Here is a 16,309-nt window from a genome sequence, read left to right as displayed (position 1 = left end):
CGACACCGAGGCGGTCCTGGGCGCCCGCTTCGTCGTGGACGCCGAACTGCACTACCCCTTCGCGGACCTGAACGACGACCTGAACGAGGCCGTCAACTACGCCGCAGTGTACGCCGCCATTCAGGAGGAGGTCACGGGCACCCGCCACCAGCTGATCGAGGTGCTGACCGCCCGCATCGGCCGCCGCCTGCTGCGTGACCAGCCGACCCTGACCGCCGTGACCGTGCGTGTTCACAAGCCCTTCGCGCCGCTGCCCGGCGTGTTCCGGGACGTGTTCACCGAACTGACCCTGACCCGCGCCGGAAGCTGACCCATGACCGCCCCCCTCCCGCCCGACCCGCCGCACGCCGACGCGTTCATCGCGCTGGGCGCGAACCTGGGCGACCCGCTGGGCACGCTGCGCTGGGCCGTCACGCAACTGGGCGCGCTGGGCCGCGTGCAGGGCGTGTCGGCGCTGTACCGCACCGCGCCCGTCGGCGGCCCACCCGGCCAGCCCGACTACCTGAACGCCGCCGCGCAGCTGCGCACCACCCTGCCCCCCGACGCGTTGCTGGGCGCGCTGCACGCCCTGGAAGCCCAGGCGGGCCGGGAACGCCACGAACGCTGGGCGGCCCGCACCCTGGACCTCGACCTGATCACGTACGCGGACCTGACGTGCGACGACCCCGCCCTGACCCTCCCGCACCCGCGCGCCTGGGAGCGGCCCTTCGTGCTGGGTCCGCTGCGGGACCTGAACCCGGACCTGCGCTGCCCTGCCAGCGGCGAGAGCGTGCAGGACGCCCTGCAACGACTCGGCACCGGCGAGCTGGGGCAGCGTGACCCCAACTGGCTGCGCTCCTGGCCCGCCCCGCCTCCCAGCTGACCGTCACCACCCACGCCGTTCCCGGCACTCCGGGACGCTATGCTGGGAAGCGACATGAGCAAGCACACCAAAACCACCGGCCACGGAGGCGCAGGCCGCGCGCTGCTGTGGGTTGCCATCCTCCTGAGCGTGACTCTCCTGGGCTTCGTCACCGCCACCGCCGTGCGCAACAACCCGATCTACAGCGACCGGGACGCCAACGGCATCAGCAAATACAAGTTCATCGAGGCCTGCAAGGAACTCTCGCACGACACCGAGGAACTCACGGTCGGTGCCGCCGGCCAGAGCATCCCCCTGAAGACCCTGATCGAACAGAGCGCCCCCCTGAAAGAGGGCGACACCATCCACGCCGACCTGGAGGCCGAACCTGTCGAGATCGTCGAAGCCACCCAGACCCTCGATGGCGGCGGCTGGACCCTGACGGCCCCCGCGACCGTCTCCGTACACAGCGGCGGCCGCGTCAACACCCTGGGTCAACTGCCCCTGCAGTGCATCCACGACAAGAAAACCGGCGAGACCACCGCGCAGCTCAGCCTGCCCGGCCAGTAAGCCGCAGCGCACGACGCCCCCAGACCACCGCAGGCCGCGCCTCCCACCGGGAAACGCGGCCTGCCCCTCTTGAACTCTTCTGAACCTGTCCTGCCGCGCTGCGAGTACACTCGGGCTGACAGCGCCGGCAAACCCCTCAGGCGGGGTTGTCCTACATCACGACGTCGAGGCCGCTGAGGCACTCCTCGGCAATCGCGCGGGCCAGCGGATCGCGGGTGCTGCGGGCGTAACTGACGCCCAGTTGCAGGTGCCGCTGACTGCCGGGCGCGCCCACCAGTTCCAGCGTCTGATAGAACGCCAGGTGCGTGTGGGCCAGCAGCACGTCCCGCGTGCGTTCCGGCGGCAGGATCGTCAGCAGGTTCAGGGCCTCGCCGTACGAGGACAGGGCGCGGCGCTGATCGCCCTCGACCGCCCATTCACGGCCCAGTTGCAGGGCGCGGGCAGCAGTCAGGTACGCGCTTCTCATGACGGGGATTCTAGAGCATGACCGTTCACGGCGGTCCCAGCCTGTCATGCGGACTCCGATTGAATGGTGTTTGCAGACCACACCATCGGAATCCGTATCAGTCGAGGGGAATGACGCGCAGCGGGCCGGTCGCGGCCGGGCCGTCGATGGTCAGCACTTCCAGGCGGCAGGGGAGGTCGTCGCGGCCCAGTTCGCGCGTCAGGTAACTCAGGGCGGCGCGGTGCATGAGTGCCAGCTTGCGGGGCGTGACGGATTCGGCGGCGCTGCCGAACCGCTCCGAGCGGCGCTGGCGCACCTCCGTGAACACCAGCGTGCCGCCCGGCTCGCGCGACACCACGTCGATCTCCCCGCCGGGAATGCGGTAGTTGCGGGCCAGCACCTCCCGCCCCAGTCCGGTCAGGAAGGCGGCGGCGCGGTCCTCGGCCTGCGCACCCTTCATTTGCGGCTTCCCGCGAACCACGCCGCGCGCCTCATCAGGACAGCCAGTCGGCCCAGGACGTGAAGTCCGGGGCGGTCCACTGCGCCCCGGCTTCCCGCAGGGCCGCGCCGGGCGCGGTGGTGGTCAGGGCCACCACGCGGCAGCCCGCGCCCACCGCGCTGCGCACGCCGTTCACGGCGTCCTCGTGCGCCAGGCAGTCGGCCGGGTTCAGGCCCAGGCGCGCGGCACCCAGCAGGAACGGTTCCGGGTGCGGTTTGCCGCGCGTGACGTCCTCGCCCAGCACGCGCGGCCCGAAACGACTCCCCAGGCCCAGCGCCTGCATGCCGAACTCCACGTTCAGGCGGTCGGCACTCGTGACCAGCGCGAATGGAATGGCGCGGGCCTCCAGCACGTCCAGGTAGGCGCTCAGGCCCGCCACCTCCCGCAGCGCGCCCGCCGCCAGCTCCCGGTACCGGCCCTCCTTGGCGTCATGAAAACGCGCCGCCAGAGCCTCGTCCGGGTAGGTGCCGGTCAGGCGTTCGATGATCTCCGGGTTGCGGCCCCCGTCCACCTTGGTATCCAGGTCGTACTCGGAGAGCGACAGGCCCAGTACGCTGGCCGCCACCTCCTGCCACGCCTGCCGGTGAAAGTGGTTGTTGGCGGTCAGGACGCCGTCCATGTCGAACAGTACGCCCGCCGGACGCCACGGCCAGCCGCTCACAGCGCTTCTCCGGGGCCTTCCAGATCGTCCGGGCCGTGCCCCAGGTCACGGAGCAGGTCGCGGTACATTCGCGCGGCCCGGACGCGCACGTCGTCCAGCGTGGCGTCCTCGGGCGCGAATTCCAGCGCGGCGTCCAGCGCGCCCGCCAGGACCGCGCCGTAGATCGGCCAGCGTTCCGGCGTGGGGGGCGCGCCGTCCGGGGCGGCGGGCGCGGCCCCCGCCCCGTCCAGAGCCTGGAGCGCCGATTCGGACGCCGCGCGCTCCGCGTCCCGTTTGCTGCGGCCCTCGCCGCCCCCGCCGAGCACCTGCCCGCCCGCCCGCACCGTCACCCGGAACCGGCGGTCGTGCGGGGGGCCGTGCGTCTCGGCCTCGAAGGTGGGCGCGCCCAGCCCCAGCGTCAGCGCCCGCGCGATCAGATCACCCTTGGCATTCATGCCGCCCAGCGTAGCGTCCCGCCGCCGGGCCGCGCTACGCCGCCCACTGCGCCGCCCCGCCCGCCGCCCCACACACCCCCCTGCCCCACACACCCCGCCCGTGCGCTAGGCTGAGCGCCCGGAGCAACCCGCCCCCACCCCACACCCCGCCCAGCACGGCGCGGGGGCCGACGCCCTGACTCCGGAGGTCATCCCACCTTGAGCGCATCCACCATCAACGATCCCGCCCGCCGCGTCGTACTGGGCCTTCAGCATTCGGTCGCCATGTTCGGCGCGACCGTCCTCGTGCCCATCCTGGTGGGCCTGTCCCCCAGCGTCGCGCTGTTCGGCGCGGGCGTCGCCACCCTGCTGTTCCACCTGCTCACGCGCGGGCAGGTCCCGATCTTCCTGGGCAGCTCGTTCGCGTTCATCGCGCCCACCGCGCTGGTCGTCAAGGAATTCGGCCCCGCCGCCGCCGGGGGCGGACTGATCGCCGCCGGGGCCATGTACCTGCTGTTCAGCGGCCTCGTGAAACTGCTGGGCACGGACCGCCTGCTGCGGGTGTTCCCGCCCGTCGTGACCGGTCCCGTCATCATCGTGATCGGCCTGGGCCTCAGCAGCGTCGCCGTGAACCAGGCCAAGACGAACTGGTGGCTGGCCCTCGCCACGCTGCTGGCCGCCGTGATCGCCAGCCTGTGGGGACGCGGCCTGTTCCGCATGCTGCCCATCCTGATCGGCGTCGTCACCGGGTACGTCGTGTCCCTGCTGACCGGGCAGGTCAGCCGGGAGGGCCTGGACGCCATCGCCGCCGCGCCCCTGCTGGGCCTCCCGGACTTCCACGCGCCCACCCTGGACTGGCGGGCCGTGGCGATCATCGCGCCCGTCGCGGTCGTCACGTTCATCGAACACGTCGGGGACGTCATCGTGAACGGCCGCGTCGTCGGAAAGAACTTCCTGGAGAAACCCGGCCTGAGCCGCACCCTGTTCGCCGACGGCATCGCGAACATGAGCAGCGCCGCGCTCGGCGGGCCCGCCGCCACCACCTACGCCGAGAACACCGGCGTCCTGGCCCTGACCCGCGTGTACGACCCGCGCGTCCTGCAGATCGGGGCGGCGTTCGCGGTGCTGTTCGGCTGCTCCCCGAAACTCGCCGCGGTCCTGAAAAGCCTCCCGCAGGGCGTGCTGGGCGGCGTGAGCATCCTGCTGTTCGGCATGATCGCGTCGGTCGGCATCCGCACCCTCAGCGAGGCGAAGATCGACTTCGCGCACAGCCGCAACCTGATCATCGTCTCCCTGATCCTGGTCCTCGGTCTGGGCGGCGCGGCCTTCCCCGTCACGGTGGGCGGCACCAGCCTCAGCCTGTCCGGCATGGCACTGGCCGCCCTGACCGGCATCGTGGCGAACCTGATCCTGCCCCGCCAGCGCGACGAGGCTGACGGCCCACCGGAACGCACCCTCCACTGAAGGTGTCCCGCGCCCCGGCCCGGCCTGTCAAATGAGGCAGCGGGCCGGGGCGCGCGTTGCTACGCTCGGGGTCATGAAACGTCACCTCGTGCTGGCCGCCCTGCTGTCCCTCACGCCCCTCGCCGCCGCCGGGAGCGGTAACGCCGCCCCGCGCACCGTCGCTCCCTTCGGCGCGCCGAAAGCCCTGCCCGCCAACGCCCTGGTCCGCCCCGGCCAGACCTGGGTGATGACCGGCACCACGGCTGGCGGCGACCGCATCAACCGGGAACTGAAACTGAGTGCCCAGGCCCCCGAGTGGGACGACGGCTGGGATTTCGAGGCGGACAAGGGCCTCTTCAGCTGGAACCCCGAGAACCGCCTGATTATCGCTACGGACGTCCTGACCGGCATGACCGACGACACCGACATCCACATGTGCCTGGGCATGGTCGAGGGCACCGGGGCGCGCGGCGTGCTGCTCAGCGGCGACCTGGACACGATCCAGTCGTACATCCCGAAGCTCGACGCGGCCACCGGCGAGCCCCGCAACGCCGACGAATTCGTGCAGGCCGTCCGCAAGGCCGGCGTGGCCGCCGGCACCTGCACCCTGACCCTGAAGCGCTGAATCCAGACTGAATCCAGAAAGAGGCGGGCCGCCCACGTCTCCGGGGCGGCCTGCCTGGGTTCCGCTGCGCTCAGCGTCGTCCGCGTGACCGAACCTTCTGCCCCGGCACGGTCGCCTGCTTGAACTCCTTGCCCTGCAACTTGGCCTCGATGGCGCGGATCTGGTCGCGCAGGCTGGCGGCCCGCTCGAAGTCCAGGTCCTCGGACGCCTGCCACATGTCCAGTTCCAGGTCCGTGAGCTGGGCGGTCAGGGCGTCGCGGTCCGTTCCCACGTTCTCGGAGCTGACCTCGGCGGGTTGCTCCTCGCCGCGGATGACGTTGCGCACGCCCTTGATGACGGTGGTGGGCGTGATGCCGTGCTCCTCGTTGTACGCGGTCTGCTTCTCGCGGCGGCGGCGCGTCTCGTCCATCGCGAACTGCATGGCGGGCGTGATGGAGTCGCCGTACAGGATGACCTCGCCGTTCACGTTGCGGGCCGCGCGGCCGATGGTCTGGATCAGGGCGCGTTCGCTGCGCAGGAAACCGGGCTTGTCGGCGTCGAGGATGGCGACCAGCGACACTTCCGGCAGGTCCAGGCCCTCGCGCAGCAGGTTGATGCCGACCAGCACGTCGTAGTGGCCCAGGCGCAGGTCGCGGATGATCACCTGACGTTCCACGGAGTCGATGTCGCTGTGCATGTAGCGCGCCTTGACGCCCTTTTCGAGCAGGTACTCGGTCAGGTCCTCGGACATGCGCTTGGTCAGGGTGGTCACCAGGGTGCGCTCGCCGATCTTCGCGCGTTCGCGCACGCGGCCCAGCAGGTCCTCGATCTGCCCGTTGATGGGCCGCACCGTCACGGGCGGGTCCACCAGCCCGGTCGGGCGGATGATCTGATCGGCGATCGAGTCGCTGTGCTCGCGCTCGTACGGGCCGGGCGTGGCCGACACGAACACCAGTTGCCCGGTCTTGCTCATGAACTCGTCGAAGTTCAGCGGGCGGTTATCCATCGCCGAAGGCAGGCGGAAGCCGTAATCCACCAGCGTCTGCTTACGCGCCCGGTCGCCGTTCGCCATCCCGCCGATCTGCGGGACCGTCACGTGCGACTCGTCGATGAACGTCACGAAATCATCGTTGAAGTAATCCAGCATCGTGTACGGTGTGTGCCCCGCCGCGCGCCCATCAATGTGCCGCGAGTAGTTCTCGATGCCCGAGCAGTACCCCAGCACCTTGAGCATCTCCAGGTCGTACAGCGTGCGCTCCTTGAGGCGCTGCGCCTCCAGCAGCTTCCCGGTCGACCGGAAGTACTCCAGCCGCTCGTCCAGCTCCTGCTGAATCGTCACGATGGCCCGCTCGATGTTCCCCGCACTGCTCACGTAATGCTTCGCCGGGTACACCACCGTCGCGTCCAGTTCCGCCAGCCGGTCCCCCGTCAGCGGATGCACCACCGTGATGCGCTCCACGTCGTCACCCCACAACTCGATCCGCAGCGGCTGCTCATCGTACGCGGGCCACACCTCGATCATCTCGCCCTTCGCGCGGAAGCGGCCCGGCATCATCTCGATGTCGTTGCGTTCGTACTGCATGTTCACCAACCGCCCCAGAATCTCGTCCCGGCTCACCTGCCCACCCTTCTTCAGGATCAGGTTCAGCGCCGTGTACTCCTTCGGGTCACCCAGACCGTAGATGCAGCTCACCGACGCCACCACGATCGTGTCCCGCCGCGTCAGCAGACTGCGCGTGGTGCTGTGCCGCAACCGCTCGATCTCCTGGTTCACGCTGGCGTCCTTCTCGATGAACAGGTCCTTGCCCGGCACGTACGCCTCGGGCTGGTAGTAATCGTAGTAACTGATGAAGAACTCCACCGCCGCGTCCGGGAAGAACTCCCGGAACTCGCTCGCCAGCTGCGCGGTCAGGATCTTGTTGGGCGCCATGATCAACGCCGGACGCTGGGTTTCCTCGATGACTTTCGCCACCGAGTAGGTGTTGTGCACGAACAGGCCGCCCCGTCCGGTCAGGAAGGTCTCGAAGCCGTCCACGCTGAAGTCGTACACGAAGGCGGTCCTGGGTGCGACCGTCTCGTTGGTTTCGACCGGCGACCAGTGGACATCGGCCAGCCCTGTGAAGGCCGTGTCGGTCACGTTCAGCGCCTCGCACAGGCGGCGGAACAGGGCCGCGCTGGGGGCGCGGACGCCGCACTCGACCGCCGAGACCATCGTGCGCGTGCAGCCCGCCGCCTGCGCTACCTGCCGCTGCGACAGCCCGGCCCGCTCCCGTTCGGCCAGCAGGCGCCCGCCCACACCGGGGACCACGTCCACGTTCGTGTTGCCCTCACCGGTCCGCTCCAGCAGGTCCGCAAGGGCCGCCCGTTTGCGAGCGCTCAGGAACCCGACCCCCTCCTGGAAGGCCCGCAGGTTCTGGGCGCCGGACACCGTGACCTTGTGATACGTGCCCATCGTGCCGTCCGGGCGGCGCTTATGCACCTCACGCAGGCGCGCCCACACCCCGAAACGCAGCAGGGCCTCGGCCAGTTCCCCGGCCAGCCGCGCGCTGTTCGTCACGGCCGTCACCGCGCCGCTGTCCACACCGCCGTCCCCCTCGAAGTACGCGCGCAGCACGCCCGCCAGGAACGCATCCGGGAACGCCGCGAAGTTCACCGGCAGGTGCTTCTCGCCGGAACGCTCGCCCATCAGCCGGGCCAGCACCTCCCGCCACACCCGCCCGGACAGCACGAAATCGCCGTCCGCGCGGCGGAAGTGCCCGGCCTCCAGTTCATGCAGCGCCGCCGTGAGCTGCGCCTGCACGTCTGCGTCCCGCACGGAGATCAGCGCGAAGCCCGGCGCGGCGTGCCCCTCCGCTACGTACTGCCCGAGCAGCAGCGCCAGCGCGGGGGTCAGGGACAGCTGCCCGGCCACGCTGACCGACCGTGCCGAGACACGCGCCTCGGTGGCGACCGCCAGTCCCTGCGAGACTGCCGCGCGGGCCGCCGTGACGTTCAGGCCACCGCCCCGCCTGCCGCGGCGCAGGGCGTGCAGTTTCCCGTCCGGGCGGGCGTGATGCCCGCGCACCAGGTCACGCCACTCCGGGTCCCGGTCCGGCGTGTACGGCACCGCCACGTGGAACGGCGTACCGTCCAGCAGTGCCAGCGTATCCAGATGCGTGACCGTTCCGTCCGGTTGCGGCACCCGGCGGGGGACCGGCAGCGCGTCACCGGGCCGCACGTCATCGCCCGCGACCAGCTGGACGTGCCCGCCACGCAGCACCCAGACGCTGTGATCCGCCGTGACCGTCACCTCGCGCCCGCACGCCGTGACCAGCCGGTGCAGCCGCTCCGGCGCGCCGTGCCGCGTCAGGGCCGTCACCGTCCGCCACGCCACCGCGCCGTCCGCCGCGTTCCACGCCAGCACCCGCATCGGGTCGGGCGGCGGGAGTTCCAGTGAATCCTCATCCTGGGTGGGAGATCCGAACAGATCGTCGATCAGTTCACCGATGGGGAGGCGGCGCACCTGCCCGGCGATCTCCACGGTGACGGGCTCGTGCCACGCCACCGACTTCCCGGTGCCGGTCGCGCCGAGCAGTGTCTGGAACCGAAGGCCGGAGTCCAGGCCGTCCACCAGGGAGCGGATGGCGGTGGGCTGGTCGCCGGCGGGCGTGTAACTGGACTGGACCTTGAGCATGGGACCTCCGGGGGTGGGGGAGAGGGCAGGGGGCGGGCGCGGCCCGAACGAATCTCCCTATTTTACGCCCTGTACGTAAGTGGATGGTAAGCGAGATGGCTGAAGGGAACCTTGACCTGCGCGCCGTACACTGCCCGTCATGCGCGCCCGTCCTGCTGCCCTGATTTTCATCCTGCTGACCGCCCTGATCGACATCATCGGGATCGGGCTGATCATTCCGGTGCTGCCGGGACTGGTGAAGGAACTGGCGGGCTCGGAGGTGGCGGGCGCCCGCACCATCGGGCTGCTGACGGCGGCGTACGCGGTGATGCAGTTCATCTTCGCGCCGATCCTGGGGGTGCTGAGTGACCGCTTCGGGCGGCGGCCGGTGCTGCTGTTCGCGCTGAGCGGCATGGCGCTGGATTACCTGCTGCTGGCGTTCGCGCCGAATCTGGCGTGGCTGTTCGTCGGGCGCATCCTGGCAGGGATCACCGGGGCGAGCCTGACGGTCGCGAACGCGTACATCGCGGACGTGTCACCCCCGGAGGACCGCGCGAAGAACTTCGGGCTGCTGGGCGCGACGTTCGGGGTGGGCTTCATCCTGGGGCCGGCGCTGGGCGGTCTGCTGGGCGAGTACGGGCTGCGGGTGCCGTTCATGGTCGCGGCCGCCCTGACGGGCCTGAACGTGCTGTACGGCCTGTTCGTGCTGCCCGAGTCGCTGCCGGTCAGCGCGCGCGGCAAGGCCATGCGGCGCGCGGACCTGAACCCGCTGCTGCCGCTGCGGGCGCTGGGCGAGTACCCGATCCTGCGGTCCCTGGCGCTGACGTTCGTGCTGCTGGGCCTCGCAGGGCAGGTGATCTTCAGCACGTGGGTGCTGTACACCGAACGCGTCCTGACCTGGACTCCGGGGCAGAACGGGGTGGCCCTGGCGTTCTTCGGACTGCTCACGGCCGCCGTGCAGGGCGGATTGATCGGGCCGTTCATCGCGCGCTTCGGGGACCGGCGGACCATCATGACCGGACTGGTCGCCAGCATCCTGGAATTCCTGGTGCTCAGCGTGGCCCGCAGCGGCGCGCTGCTGTACGCCTCGCTGGTCGTGGGGGCACTGGGGGGCCTCGCCAACCCGGCCATTCAGGGCCTGATCTCCCGGCAGGTGAGCGAATCCGAGCAGGGCCGCGTGCAGGGCGCGATCACCAGTCTGAACTCCCTGGTCGCGGTGGTCGGCCCGCTCCTGGCGACGGCCGTGTACGCCTACGGCCTCACGCACGGCTTCCCCGGCGCGGCGTTCCTGATGGGCGCGCTGCTGTCCGTGGCGGGCACGCTGCTGATCCTGGGCGTCCTGCGCGGCATGCCGGACACGGGGAAGCCGCAGCAGGGGTGATGGTTGATGGTGAACGGCAAGCCCACCTGATACGGATTCCGTTTGTTTCGCCGACAATCCGGAACTTCACCGGATTGTCGGCTCCACGTCCGGAATCCGTTTTGCTCCCACTCGCTTCGCTCGGATTGAACGGGCTTTGCAGCCCATTCAATCGGAGTCCGTATGACTGCCTACTGCTTACTTCCCACTGCCCTCCCGCAGCACTTCCTCCGCGACGGTCAGGAAGGCGCGCACGACCGGGCTGGTGCCGTCGCCGCGCCGCCACACGGCGACGATCTCGACGGTGGGGGCGTCCTCGACGGGGCGGTACACCACGCCGGGCAGGCTCAGGCGGCTGAAGAACTCGATGGGCAGGAACACGCCCACGCCCGCCGCGACGAGGGACAGCAGCGTGGGGATCTCGATGGCTTCCTGCACGACGTGTGGGGTGAAGCCGGAGGCGGCGCACCAGCGCATGACCTGATCGAAGTACGTGGCGCGCAGTTGCCGGGGGAAGAACACGAAGTTCTCGTGGCTCAGGTCGCTGATCTTCAGGCGGCGTTTGCGGGCCAGGGGGTGCTCGGCGGGCAGCGCCGCGACCAGGGGCTGGCGCCAGAGGGGGCGCGAGTCGAGGGTGGGGTCGCGGACCGGGAGCAGCATCAGGCCGATGTCGATCTGTTCGCCGCGCAGTCCGGCTTCCTGTTCCTGGGCGGTGAGTTCGCGCAGGTCCACGCTGACGTTCGGGTACAGTTCGCGGAAGCGGCGCACGATTTCCGGCAGGCCCCCGAAGGCCAGCCCGCTGACGAAGCCGACGGTCAGGCGGCCCACCTCTCCGCGGGCGGCGCGGCGGGCGCGTTCCACGGTCTGTCCGGCCAGCAGCAACGTCTCGCGGGCGCCGATCAGGAATTCCTGCCCGGCGGGCGTCAGTTGCACGCGGCGGGTGGTGCGCAGCACGAGCGGCACCCCGACTTCCTCTTCCAGGTTGCGGATGGAGTTGCTCAGGGCCTGCTGGACCACGAACACGCGTTCGGCGGCCCGCCCGAAGTGTTCTTCCTCGGCCAGGGCGACGAAGTGCCGCAGGTGACGCAGTTCGATCATGGGGCGATCGGGGCGGGCGGGTGGGGCGTGGGCGGCGTGGGCATTGCCCTCCAGCGTAACTCCGGGAACCCACCAGTACCAGTGGTGAATCCTGTGAGAATCCCCTGTTGGAAGTGTGGAACGACGGGGCCTAGACTGCTGACATGACCTCATCTCCTCCGAACAGACCGCCCCGTACCGGCATGAGCGCGCAGGAGCGCGAGAAGCTGAACTCCGTGGAGACCCAGGAGTGGCTCGACTCACTGGCGTACGTGTTCGCGAACGCCGGTGACAACCGCGCGGCGGAACTGCTCGAGGAACTCGACCATTACGCGTACTTCCACGGCGCGCCCATCACGTTCAAGCAGAACACCCCGTACATCAACACCATCGATGTCGAGGCGCAGCCCGAGTACCCCGGCGACCCCGAGATCGAACGCAGGATCCGCAACATCATCCGCTGGAATGCCGTGGTCATGGTCATCAAGGCCAACAAGAAGAGTGACGGCATCGGCGGGCACCTGTCCACGTACGCCAGCGCCGCCGAGCTGCTGGAGGTGGGCTTCAACCACTTCTTCCGCGGCCACGGCGCCGGGCAGGACCGCGACCTGATCTTCTACCAGGGGCACGCCAGCCCCGGCGTGTACGCCCGCTCCTTCCTGGAGGGCCGTTTCGACGAGGCCCGCATGAACCGCTTCCGCCGCGAACTCCAGCCCGAAGGCGAGGGCCTGAGCAGCTACCCGCACCCGTGGCTGATGCCCGACTACTGGGAGTTCCCGACCGTCAGCATGGGCCTGGGCCCCATCCAGGCGATCTATCAGGCGCGCTTCATCAAGTACCTGGAAAACCGCGAACTGAAACCCAAGGGTGACGCCAAGGTCTGGGCGTTCCTGGGTGACGGCGAGATGGACGAACCGCAGAGCATCGGCGCGATCAGATTTGCCGCGTACGAGAACCTCGACAACCTGATCTTCGTGCTGAACGCCAACCTCCAGCGCCTCGACGGGCCGGTGCGTGCCAACTCCAAGGTCATCCAGGAGTTCGAGGCGCTGTTCCGTGGCGCGGGCTGGAACGTCATCAAGGTCATCTGGGACTCCAAGTGGGACGAACTGCTGCAGAAGGACTACAACGGCACCATCGTCAAACGCTTCGAACTGCTGGTGGACGGCGAGTCGCAGCGCTACGCGGCCTTTGGCGGCAAGGAACTGCGCGAGAAGTTCTTCAACACCCCGGAACTCAAGGCCCTGATCGAGGGCTGGAGCGACGCCGACCTGGAACTCCTGAACCGCGGCGGGCACGACATCCACAAGATCTACGCCGCGTACGCCTCGGCCGTGAAGCACAAGGGCAGCCCGACCATCATCATCCCGCGCACCATCAAGGGCTACGGCCTCGGCGAGAGCGCCCAGGCCCGCAACGTCGCCCACCAGGTCAAGAAACTCGACTTCCATACCCTCAAGGCGCTGCGCGACACGCTGGAACTCCCGCTGACCGACGAGCAGGTCGAGCACATGGAGTACTACCACCCCGGCCCGGACAGCGCCGAGGTGAAGTACGCCCTCGAACGCCGCGCCGCGCTCGGCGGCCCGATTCCCGCCCGCCGGGTCGAGTACCCGCACCCCACCATCCCGAACGGCGAGTTCTACGAGGAGTTCGCCAAGGGCAGCGGCGACCGTCAGGTGAGCACCACCATGGCCGCCGTGCAGATCATCAGCAAACTGCTGCGCGACAAGGAAATCGGCCGCTTCGTGGTACCCATCGTCCCCGACGAGGCCCGCACCTTCGGCATGGACGCCCTGGTGCCCCGCATCGGCATCTACTCCCCGCGCGGCCAGACGTACACCCCGGTCGACAGCGGCAGCCTGATGGCCTACAAGGAAAGCGTGAACGGCCAGATGCTGGAAGAAGGCATCACCGAGGACGGCGCGATGGCCTCCTGGATCGCCGCCGGCACCTCGTACGCCAACCACGGCGTGCCCACCATCCCGTTCTTCGTGCTGTACTCCATGTTCGGCATGCAGCGCGTCGGTGACCTCGTGTGGGCCGCCGCCGACCAGCGCGCCCGCGGCTTCATCCTGGGCGCCACCGCCGGGCGCACCACCCTGGCCGGCGAGGGCCTGCAACACCAGGACGGCAACAGCCACCTCCAGGCGTACGTCGTGCCGAACCTCAAGACCTACGACCCGGCCTTCGCGTACGAACTGGCCGTGATCATCGAGAACGGCATCCAGCGCATGTACGTGGACGGCATCGACGAGTTCTACTACGTCACGGTCGACAACGAGAACGAACTGCAGCCCGCCATGCCTGCTGATGGCCGCAGCCACGAGGAAATCCGCGACGGCATCGTGCGCGGCCTGTACCGCCTGCACAGGAGCGCCCACAAGGGCAAACTCAGAGCGCAGATTCTCGCCGGTGGTCCCGCCATGGGCGCCGCGCAGGAAGCCGTCAAGGCCCTCGAAGCGTACGGCGTGGCCGCCGACCTGTGGAGCGTGACCAGCTACAAGGAACTCCACCAGGACGCCCTGCTCGCCCAGCGTCACAACATGCTGCACCCCACCGAGGAACCCCGCGTGCCGTACGTGGCCCAGCAGCTGAGCAAGGAGAACGCCCCCGGCGTCCTGATCAGCGTCAGCGACTACATCAAACTCGGCGCGGACGGCCTGAACGGCCACCTGGACCGCAAACTCTGGACGCTCGGCACCGACGGCTTCGGCCGCAGCGAGGCCCGCGAGGAACTCCGCGACTTCTTCGAGGTCGACACCAAACACGTCGTCCTGGCCACCCTGTACGCCCTCCAGCGCGACGGCAAGATCAAGGGCGACGTCGTGGCGAAAGCGATTGCCGACCTCGGCATCGACCCGGAACGCGACGCGCCCGTCCTGCGTTAAAGGTTGAACGTTGATGGTCGATAGAGCCCAGCTCTCCACCATCAACTGTCTACCGTCGACCATCAACCCCTCTCCGAAGGAGAACTCCAAATGGCTACTGAACTGAAACTCCCCGACGTGGGCGACAACATCGAGCAGGGCACCGTCGTGACCGTGCTGGTCAAGCCGGGCGACACCGTCACCGAGGGGCAACCCATCATCGAGATCGAGACCGACAAGGCCGTCATCGAGGTGCCCGCCGAGGCTGCCGGGACCGTGGAAGCCGTGAACGTGACCGTGGGCGACACCGTGAAGGTGGGCGGCGTCATTGCCACCCTGGGCGGCGGCGCCAGCACCCCGGCCGCCCCCGCCGCCCCCGCGAGCGCCCCGGTCGACGAGACCGACACCGCCAGCACCCAGGCAGCCGCGCAGGCGCAGCAGGCGTCGCAGAAGGAACAGGCCGCTCAGACCGCCCCGAGCGCCCCCGCGAGCGCTCCGGTCAGCGGCGGCGCGCAGATCACCCTGCCGGACGTGGGTGACAACATCGAGCAGGGCACCGTCGTGACCGTGCTCGTCAAGCCGGGCGACACCGTGACCGAGGGCCAGCCCGTCATCGAGATCGAGACCGACAAGGCCGTCGTGGAAGTGCCCTCCAACGCCAGCGGCACCGTGCAGAGCGTCAGCGTGAACGTGGGCGACACCGTGAAGGTCGGCGGCGTGATCGCTACCCTGGGCGGCGGCAGCGCCCCGACCGCCCCCGCCCCCGCAGCGTCGCCCGCACCCGCACCGGCCGCACCCGCGCCCGCCGCACCTGCCCCGGCCCAGCCCGCCGGTGCGCCCGCCGCGCAGGCCGCCGCACCCGTACAGTCCGGCACGCAGAACCCGCAGACCTTCGACGGGCGCCACGTCGTGCCCGCCGCGCCCAGCATCCGCCGCCTCGCCCGCGAGATCGGCGTGGACATTCACGCCGTGCAGGGCACCGGTATCGCCGGCCGTATCAGCGAGGAAGACGTCCGCCGCACCGGCGGCACCCCCACCGTCACCGCGCCCGCCGCCGCGCAGGCCAGCGCCCCTGCCGCCGCCGCGCCTGCTGTGGCCGCCGCGCCCCTGCCCAACTTCGAGAAGTGGGGCCGCGTGACCCGCGAGGACATGAGCGGCATCCGCAAGGCCACCGTCCGCTCCATGACCGCCAGCACCCTCATCCCCATGGTCACGCACTTCGACAAGGCCGACGTGACCCTCATGGAAGAGACCCGCAAACGCTTCGGCGCGCGCGTCGAGAAAGCCGGCGGCAAACTCACCATGACGCACATCCTCATGAAGGTCGTCGCGAACGCCCTGCGTCAGTTCCCCAAATTCGGCGCCAGCCTCGACCTGGACGCCCAGCAGGTCATCTACAAGGACTTCGTGAACATCGGCGTCGCCGTCGACACGCCCGTCGGCCTGCTCGTACCCGTCATCAAGGACGCCGACCGCAAGAGCATCACCGACATGGTCCTGGAACTGAGCGAACTCGCCGGCCGCGCCCGCGACCGCAAACTCAAACCCGACGAGATGCAGGGCGCCACCTTCACGATTTCCAACCTCGGCGGGATCGGCGGGCACGCCTTCACGCCCATCGTGAACAGCCCCGAAGTCGCCATCCTCGGCGTGAGCCGCGGCGGCATGGAACCCGTCTGGAACAAGGAAACGGGCGCGTTCGAACCCCGCAACATGCTCCCCCTCAGCCTCACCTACGACCACCGCCTGATCGACGGCGCCGACGCCGCCCGCTTCGTGCGCTTCATCTGCGAAAGCCTCGAAGACCCCTTCCTGATCTCGCTGTAACGCAGGCCGATGGCAGAAGGCTGAAGGCAAGAGAGAAGACCCCCGTC

Annotated in this window: 13 protein-coding genes and 2 pseudogenes (1 of these 15 only partly in view); 8 read left to right on the top strand and 7 right to left on the bottom strand. The window is 69.5% G+C overall.

Features of this window, described 5'->3' with window-relative positions:
• The 3 genes in view from folB to BXU09_RS04425 are tightly spaced (at most 54 nt apart) and all read left to right on the top strand, a layout consistent with a single transcriptional unit that may run on beyond the window.
• On the top strand, positions 1–310 hold the 3' portion of the coding sequence (gene folB, locus BXU09_RS04435) for a dihydroneopterin aldolase (RefSeq protein ID WP_078300826.1). The gene continues 53 nt to the left of window position 1, outside the view; the window shows 310 of its 363 coding nt (coding positions 54–363); the start codon falls outside the window, past its left edge; the stop codon is at positions 308–310.
• Between the two features lie 3 nt (positions 311–313).
• Positions 314–862, top strand: coding sequence for a 2-amino-4-hydroxy-6-hydroxymethyldihydropteridine diphosphokinase (gene folK, locus BXU09_RS04430; RefSeq protein ID WP_078300825.1), 549 nt, complete (start codon positions 314–316; stop codon positions 860–862).
• A gap of 54 nt (positions 863–916) precedes the next feature.
• Complete coding sequence (locus BXU09_RS04425; RefSeq protein WP_078304739.1) at positions 917–1,411, top strand: hypothetical protein; 495 nt, start codon at positions 917–919, stop codon at positions 1,409–1,411.
• A 151-nt stretch (positions 1,412–1,562) separates the two neighbouring features.
• Here the strand turns inward: BXU09_RS04425 and BXU09_RS04420 are convergent, their stop codons facing one another.
• From BXU09_RS04420 to BXU09_RS04405, 4 genes are all read right to left on the bottom strand, one after another.
• Positions 1,563–1,877: a hypothetical protein gene (locus BXU09_RS04420; protein WP_078300823.1), complete on the bottom strand. Its 315-nt coding sequence runs from the start codon at positions 1,875–1,877 to the stop codon at positions 1,563–1,565.
• A 97-nt stretch (positions 1,878–1,974) separates the two neighbouring features.
• Positions 1,975–2,316, bottom strand: a complete 342-nt coding sequence (locus tag BXU09_RS04415) for a YraN family protein (protein WP_055363982.1) — start codon at positions 2,314–2,316, stop codon at positions 1,975–1,977.
• A gap of 34 nt (positions 2,317–2,350) precedes the next feature.
• Positions 2,351–3,016, bottom strand: a complete 666-nt coding sequence (locus BXU09_RS04410) for an HAD family phosphatase (protein ID WP_346417551.1) — start codon at positions 3,014–3,016, stop codon at positions 2,351–2,353.
• The gene (locus BXU09_RS04405) at positions 3,013–3,450 is read right to left on the bottom strand and encodes a putative dsRNA-binding protein (protein WP_078300822.1); all 438 of its coding nucleotides are present in this window, start codon (positions 3,448–3,450) and stop codon (positions 3,013–3,015) included. The genes BXU09_RS04410 and BXU09_RS04405 overlap by 4 nt, the downstream gene beginning before the upstream one ends.
• Positions 3,451–3,648: 198 nt before the next feature.
• Between BXU09_RS04405 and BXU09_RS04400 the strand changes: the two genes are divergently transcribed.
• On the top strand, positions 3,649–4,893 hold the full coding sequence (locus tag BXU09_RS04400) for a uracil-xanthine permease family protein (protein ID WP_078300821.1): 1,245 nt from the start codon (positions 3,649–3,651) through the stop codon (positions 4,891–4,893).
• A 73-nt stretch (positions 4,894–4,966) separates the two neighbouring features.
• Positions 4,967–5,497, top strand: coding sequence for a hypothetical protein (locus tag BXU09_RS04395; protein ID WP_144011970.1), 531 nt, complete (start codon positions 4,967–4,969; stop codon positions 5,495–5,497).
• A 70-nt stretch (positions 5,498–5,567) separates the two neighbouring features.
• On the opposite strand, the pseudogene uvrB reads toward BXU09_RS04395, so the two are convergent.
• Together uvrB and BXU09_RS22075 are read right to left on the bottom strand one after the other, a co-directional pair.
• Positions 5,568–7,457 (bottom strand): annotated as a pseudogene (gene uvrB, locus BXU09_RS22080) (excinuclease ABC subunit UvrB); the annotation flags it as partial.
• A gap of 159 nt (positions 7,458–7,616) precedes the next feature.
• Positions 7,617–8,162, bottom strand: a pseudogene (locus BXU09_RS22075) (LAGLIDADG family homing endonuclease); the annotation flags it as partial.
• A 1,126-nt stretch (positions 8,163–9,288) separates the two neighbouring features.
• Here BXU09_RS22075 and BXU09_RS04385 point away from each other — a divergent pair.
• On the top strand, positions 9,289–10,509 hold the full coding sequence (locus BXU09_RS04385) for a TCR/Tet family MFS transporter (RefSeq protein ID WP_078300818.1): 1,221 nt from the start codon (positions 9,289–9,291) through the stop codon (positions 10,507–10,509).
• Positions 10,510–10,686: 177 nt separating this feature from the next.
• On the opposite strand, the gene BXU09_RS04380 is transcribed toward BXU09_RS04385, so the two are convergent.
• The gene (locus BXU09_RS04380) at positions 10,687–11,583 is read right to left on the bottom strand and encodes a LysR family transcriptional regulator (protein ID WP_078304735.1); all 897 of its coding nucleotides are present in this window, start codon (positions 11,581–11,583) and stop codon (positions 10,687–10,689) included.
• Between the two features lie 146 nt (positions 11,584–11,729).
• On the opposite strand from BXU09_RS04380, the gene aceE reads away from it, so the two are divergent.
• Both aceE and aceF read left to right on the top strand, forming a co-directional pair.
• The gene (gene aceE, locus BXU09_RS04375; RefSeq protein ID WP_078300817.1) at positions 11,730–14,456 is read left to right on the top strand and encodes a pyruvate dehydrogenase (acetyl-transferring), homodimeric type; all 2,727 of its coding nucleotides are present in this window, start codon (positions 11,730–11,732) and stop codon (positions 14,454–14,456) included.
• A 90-nt stretch (positions 14,457–14,546) separates the two neighbouring features.
• On the top strand, positions 14,547–16,262 hold the full coding sequence (gene aceF, locus BXU09_RS04370; RefSeq protein WP_078300815.1) for a dihydrolipoyllysine-residue acetyltransferase: 1,716 nt from the start codon (positions 14,547–14,549) through the stop codon (positions 16,260–16,262).
• Positions 16,263–16,309 lie beyond the last annotated feature (47 nt).

It is taken from the genome of Deinococcus sp. LM3 (assembly GCF_002017875.1).
GTDB lineage: Bacteria > Deinococcota > Deinococci > Deinococcales > Deinococcaceae > Deinococcus.
Note: the sequence above shows the minus strand (reverse complement) of the source record. Positions and strands in the feature narration are given on the sequence as shown.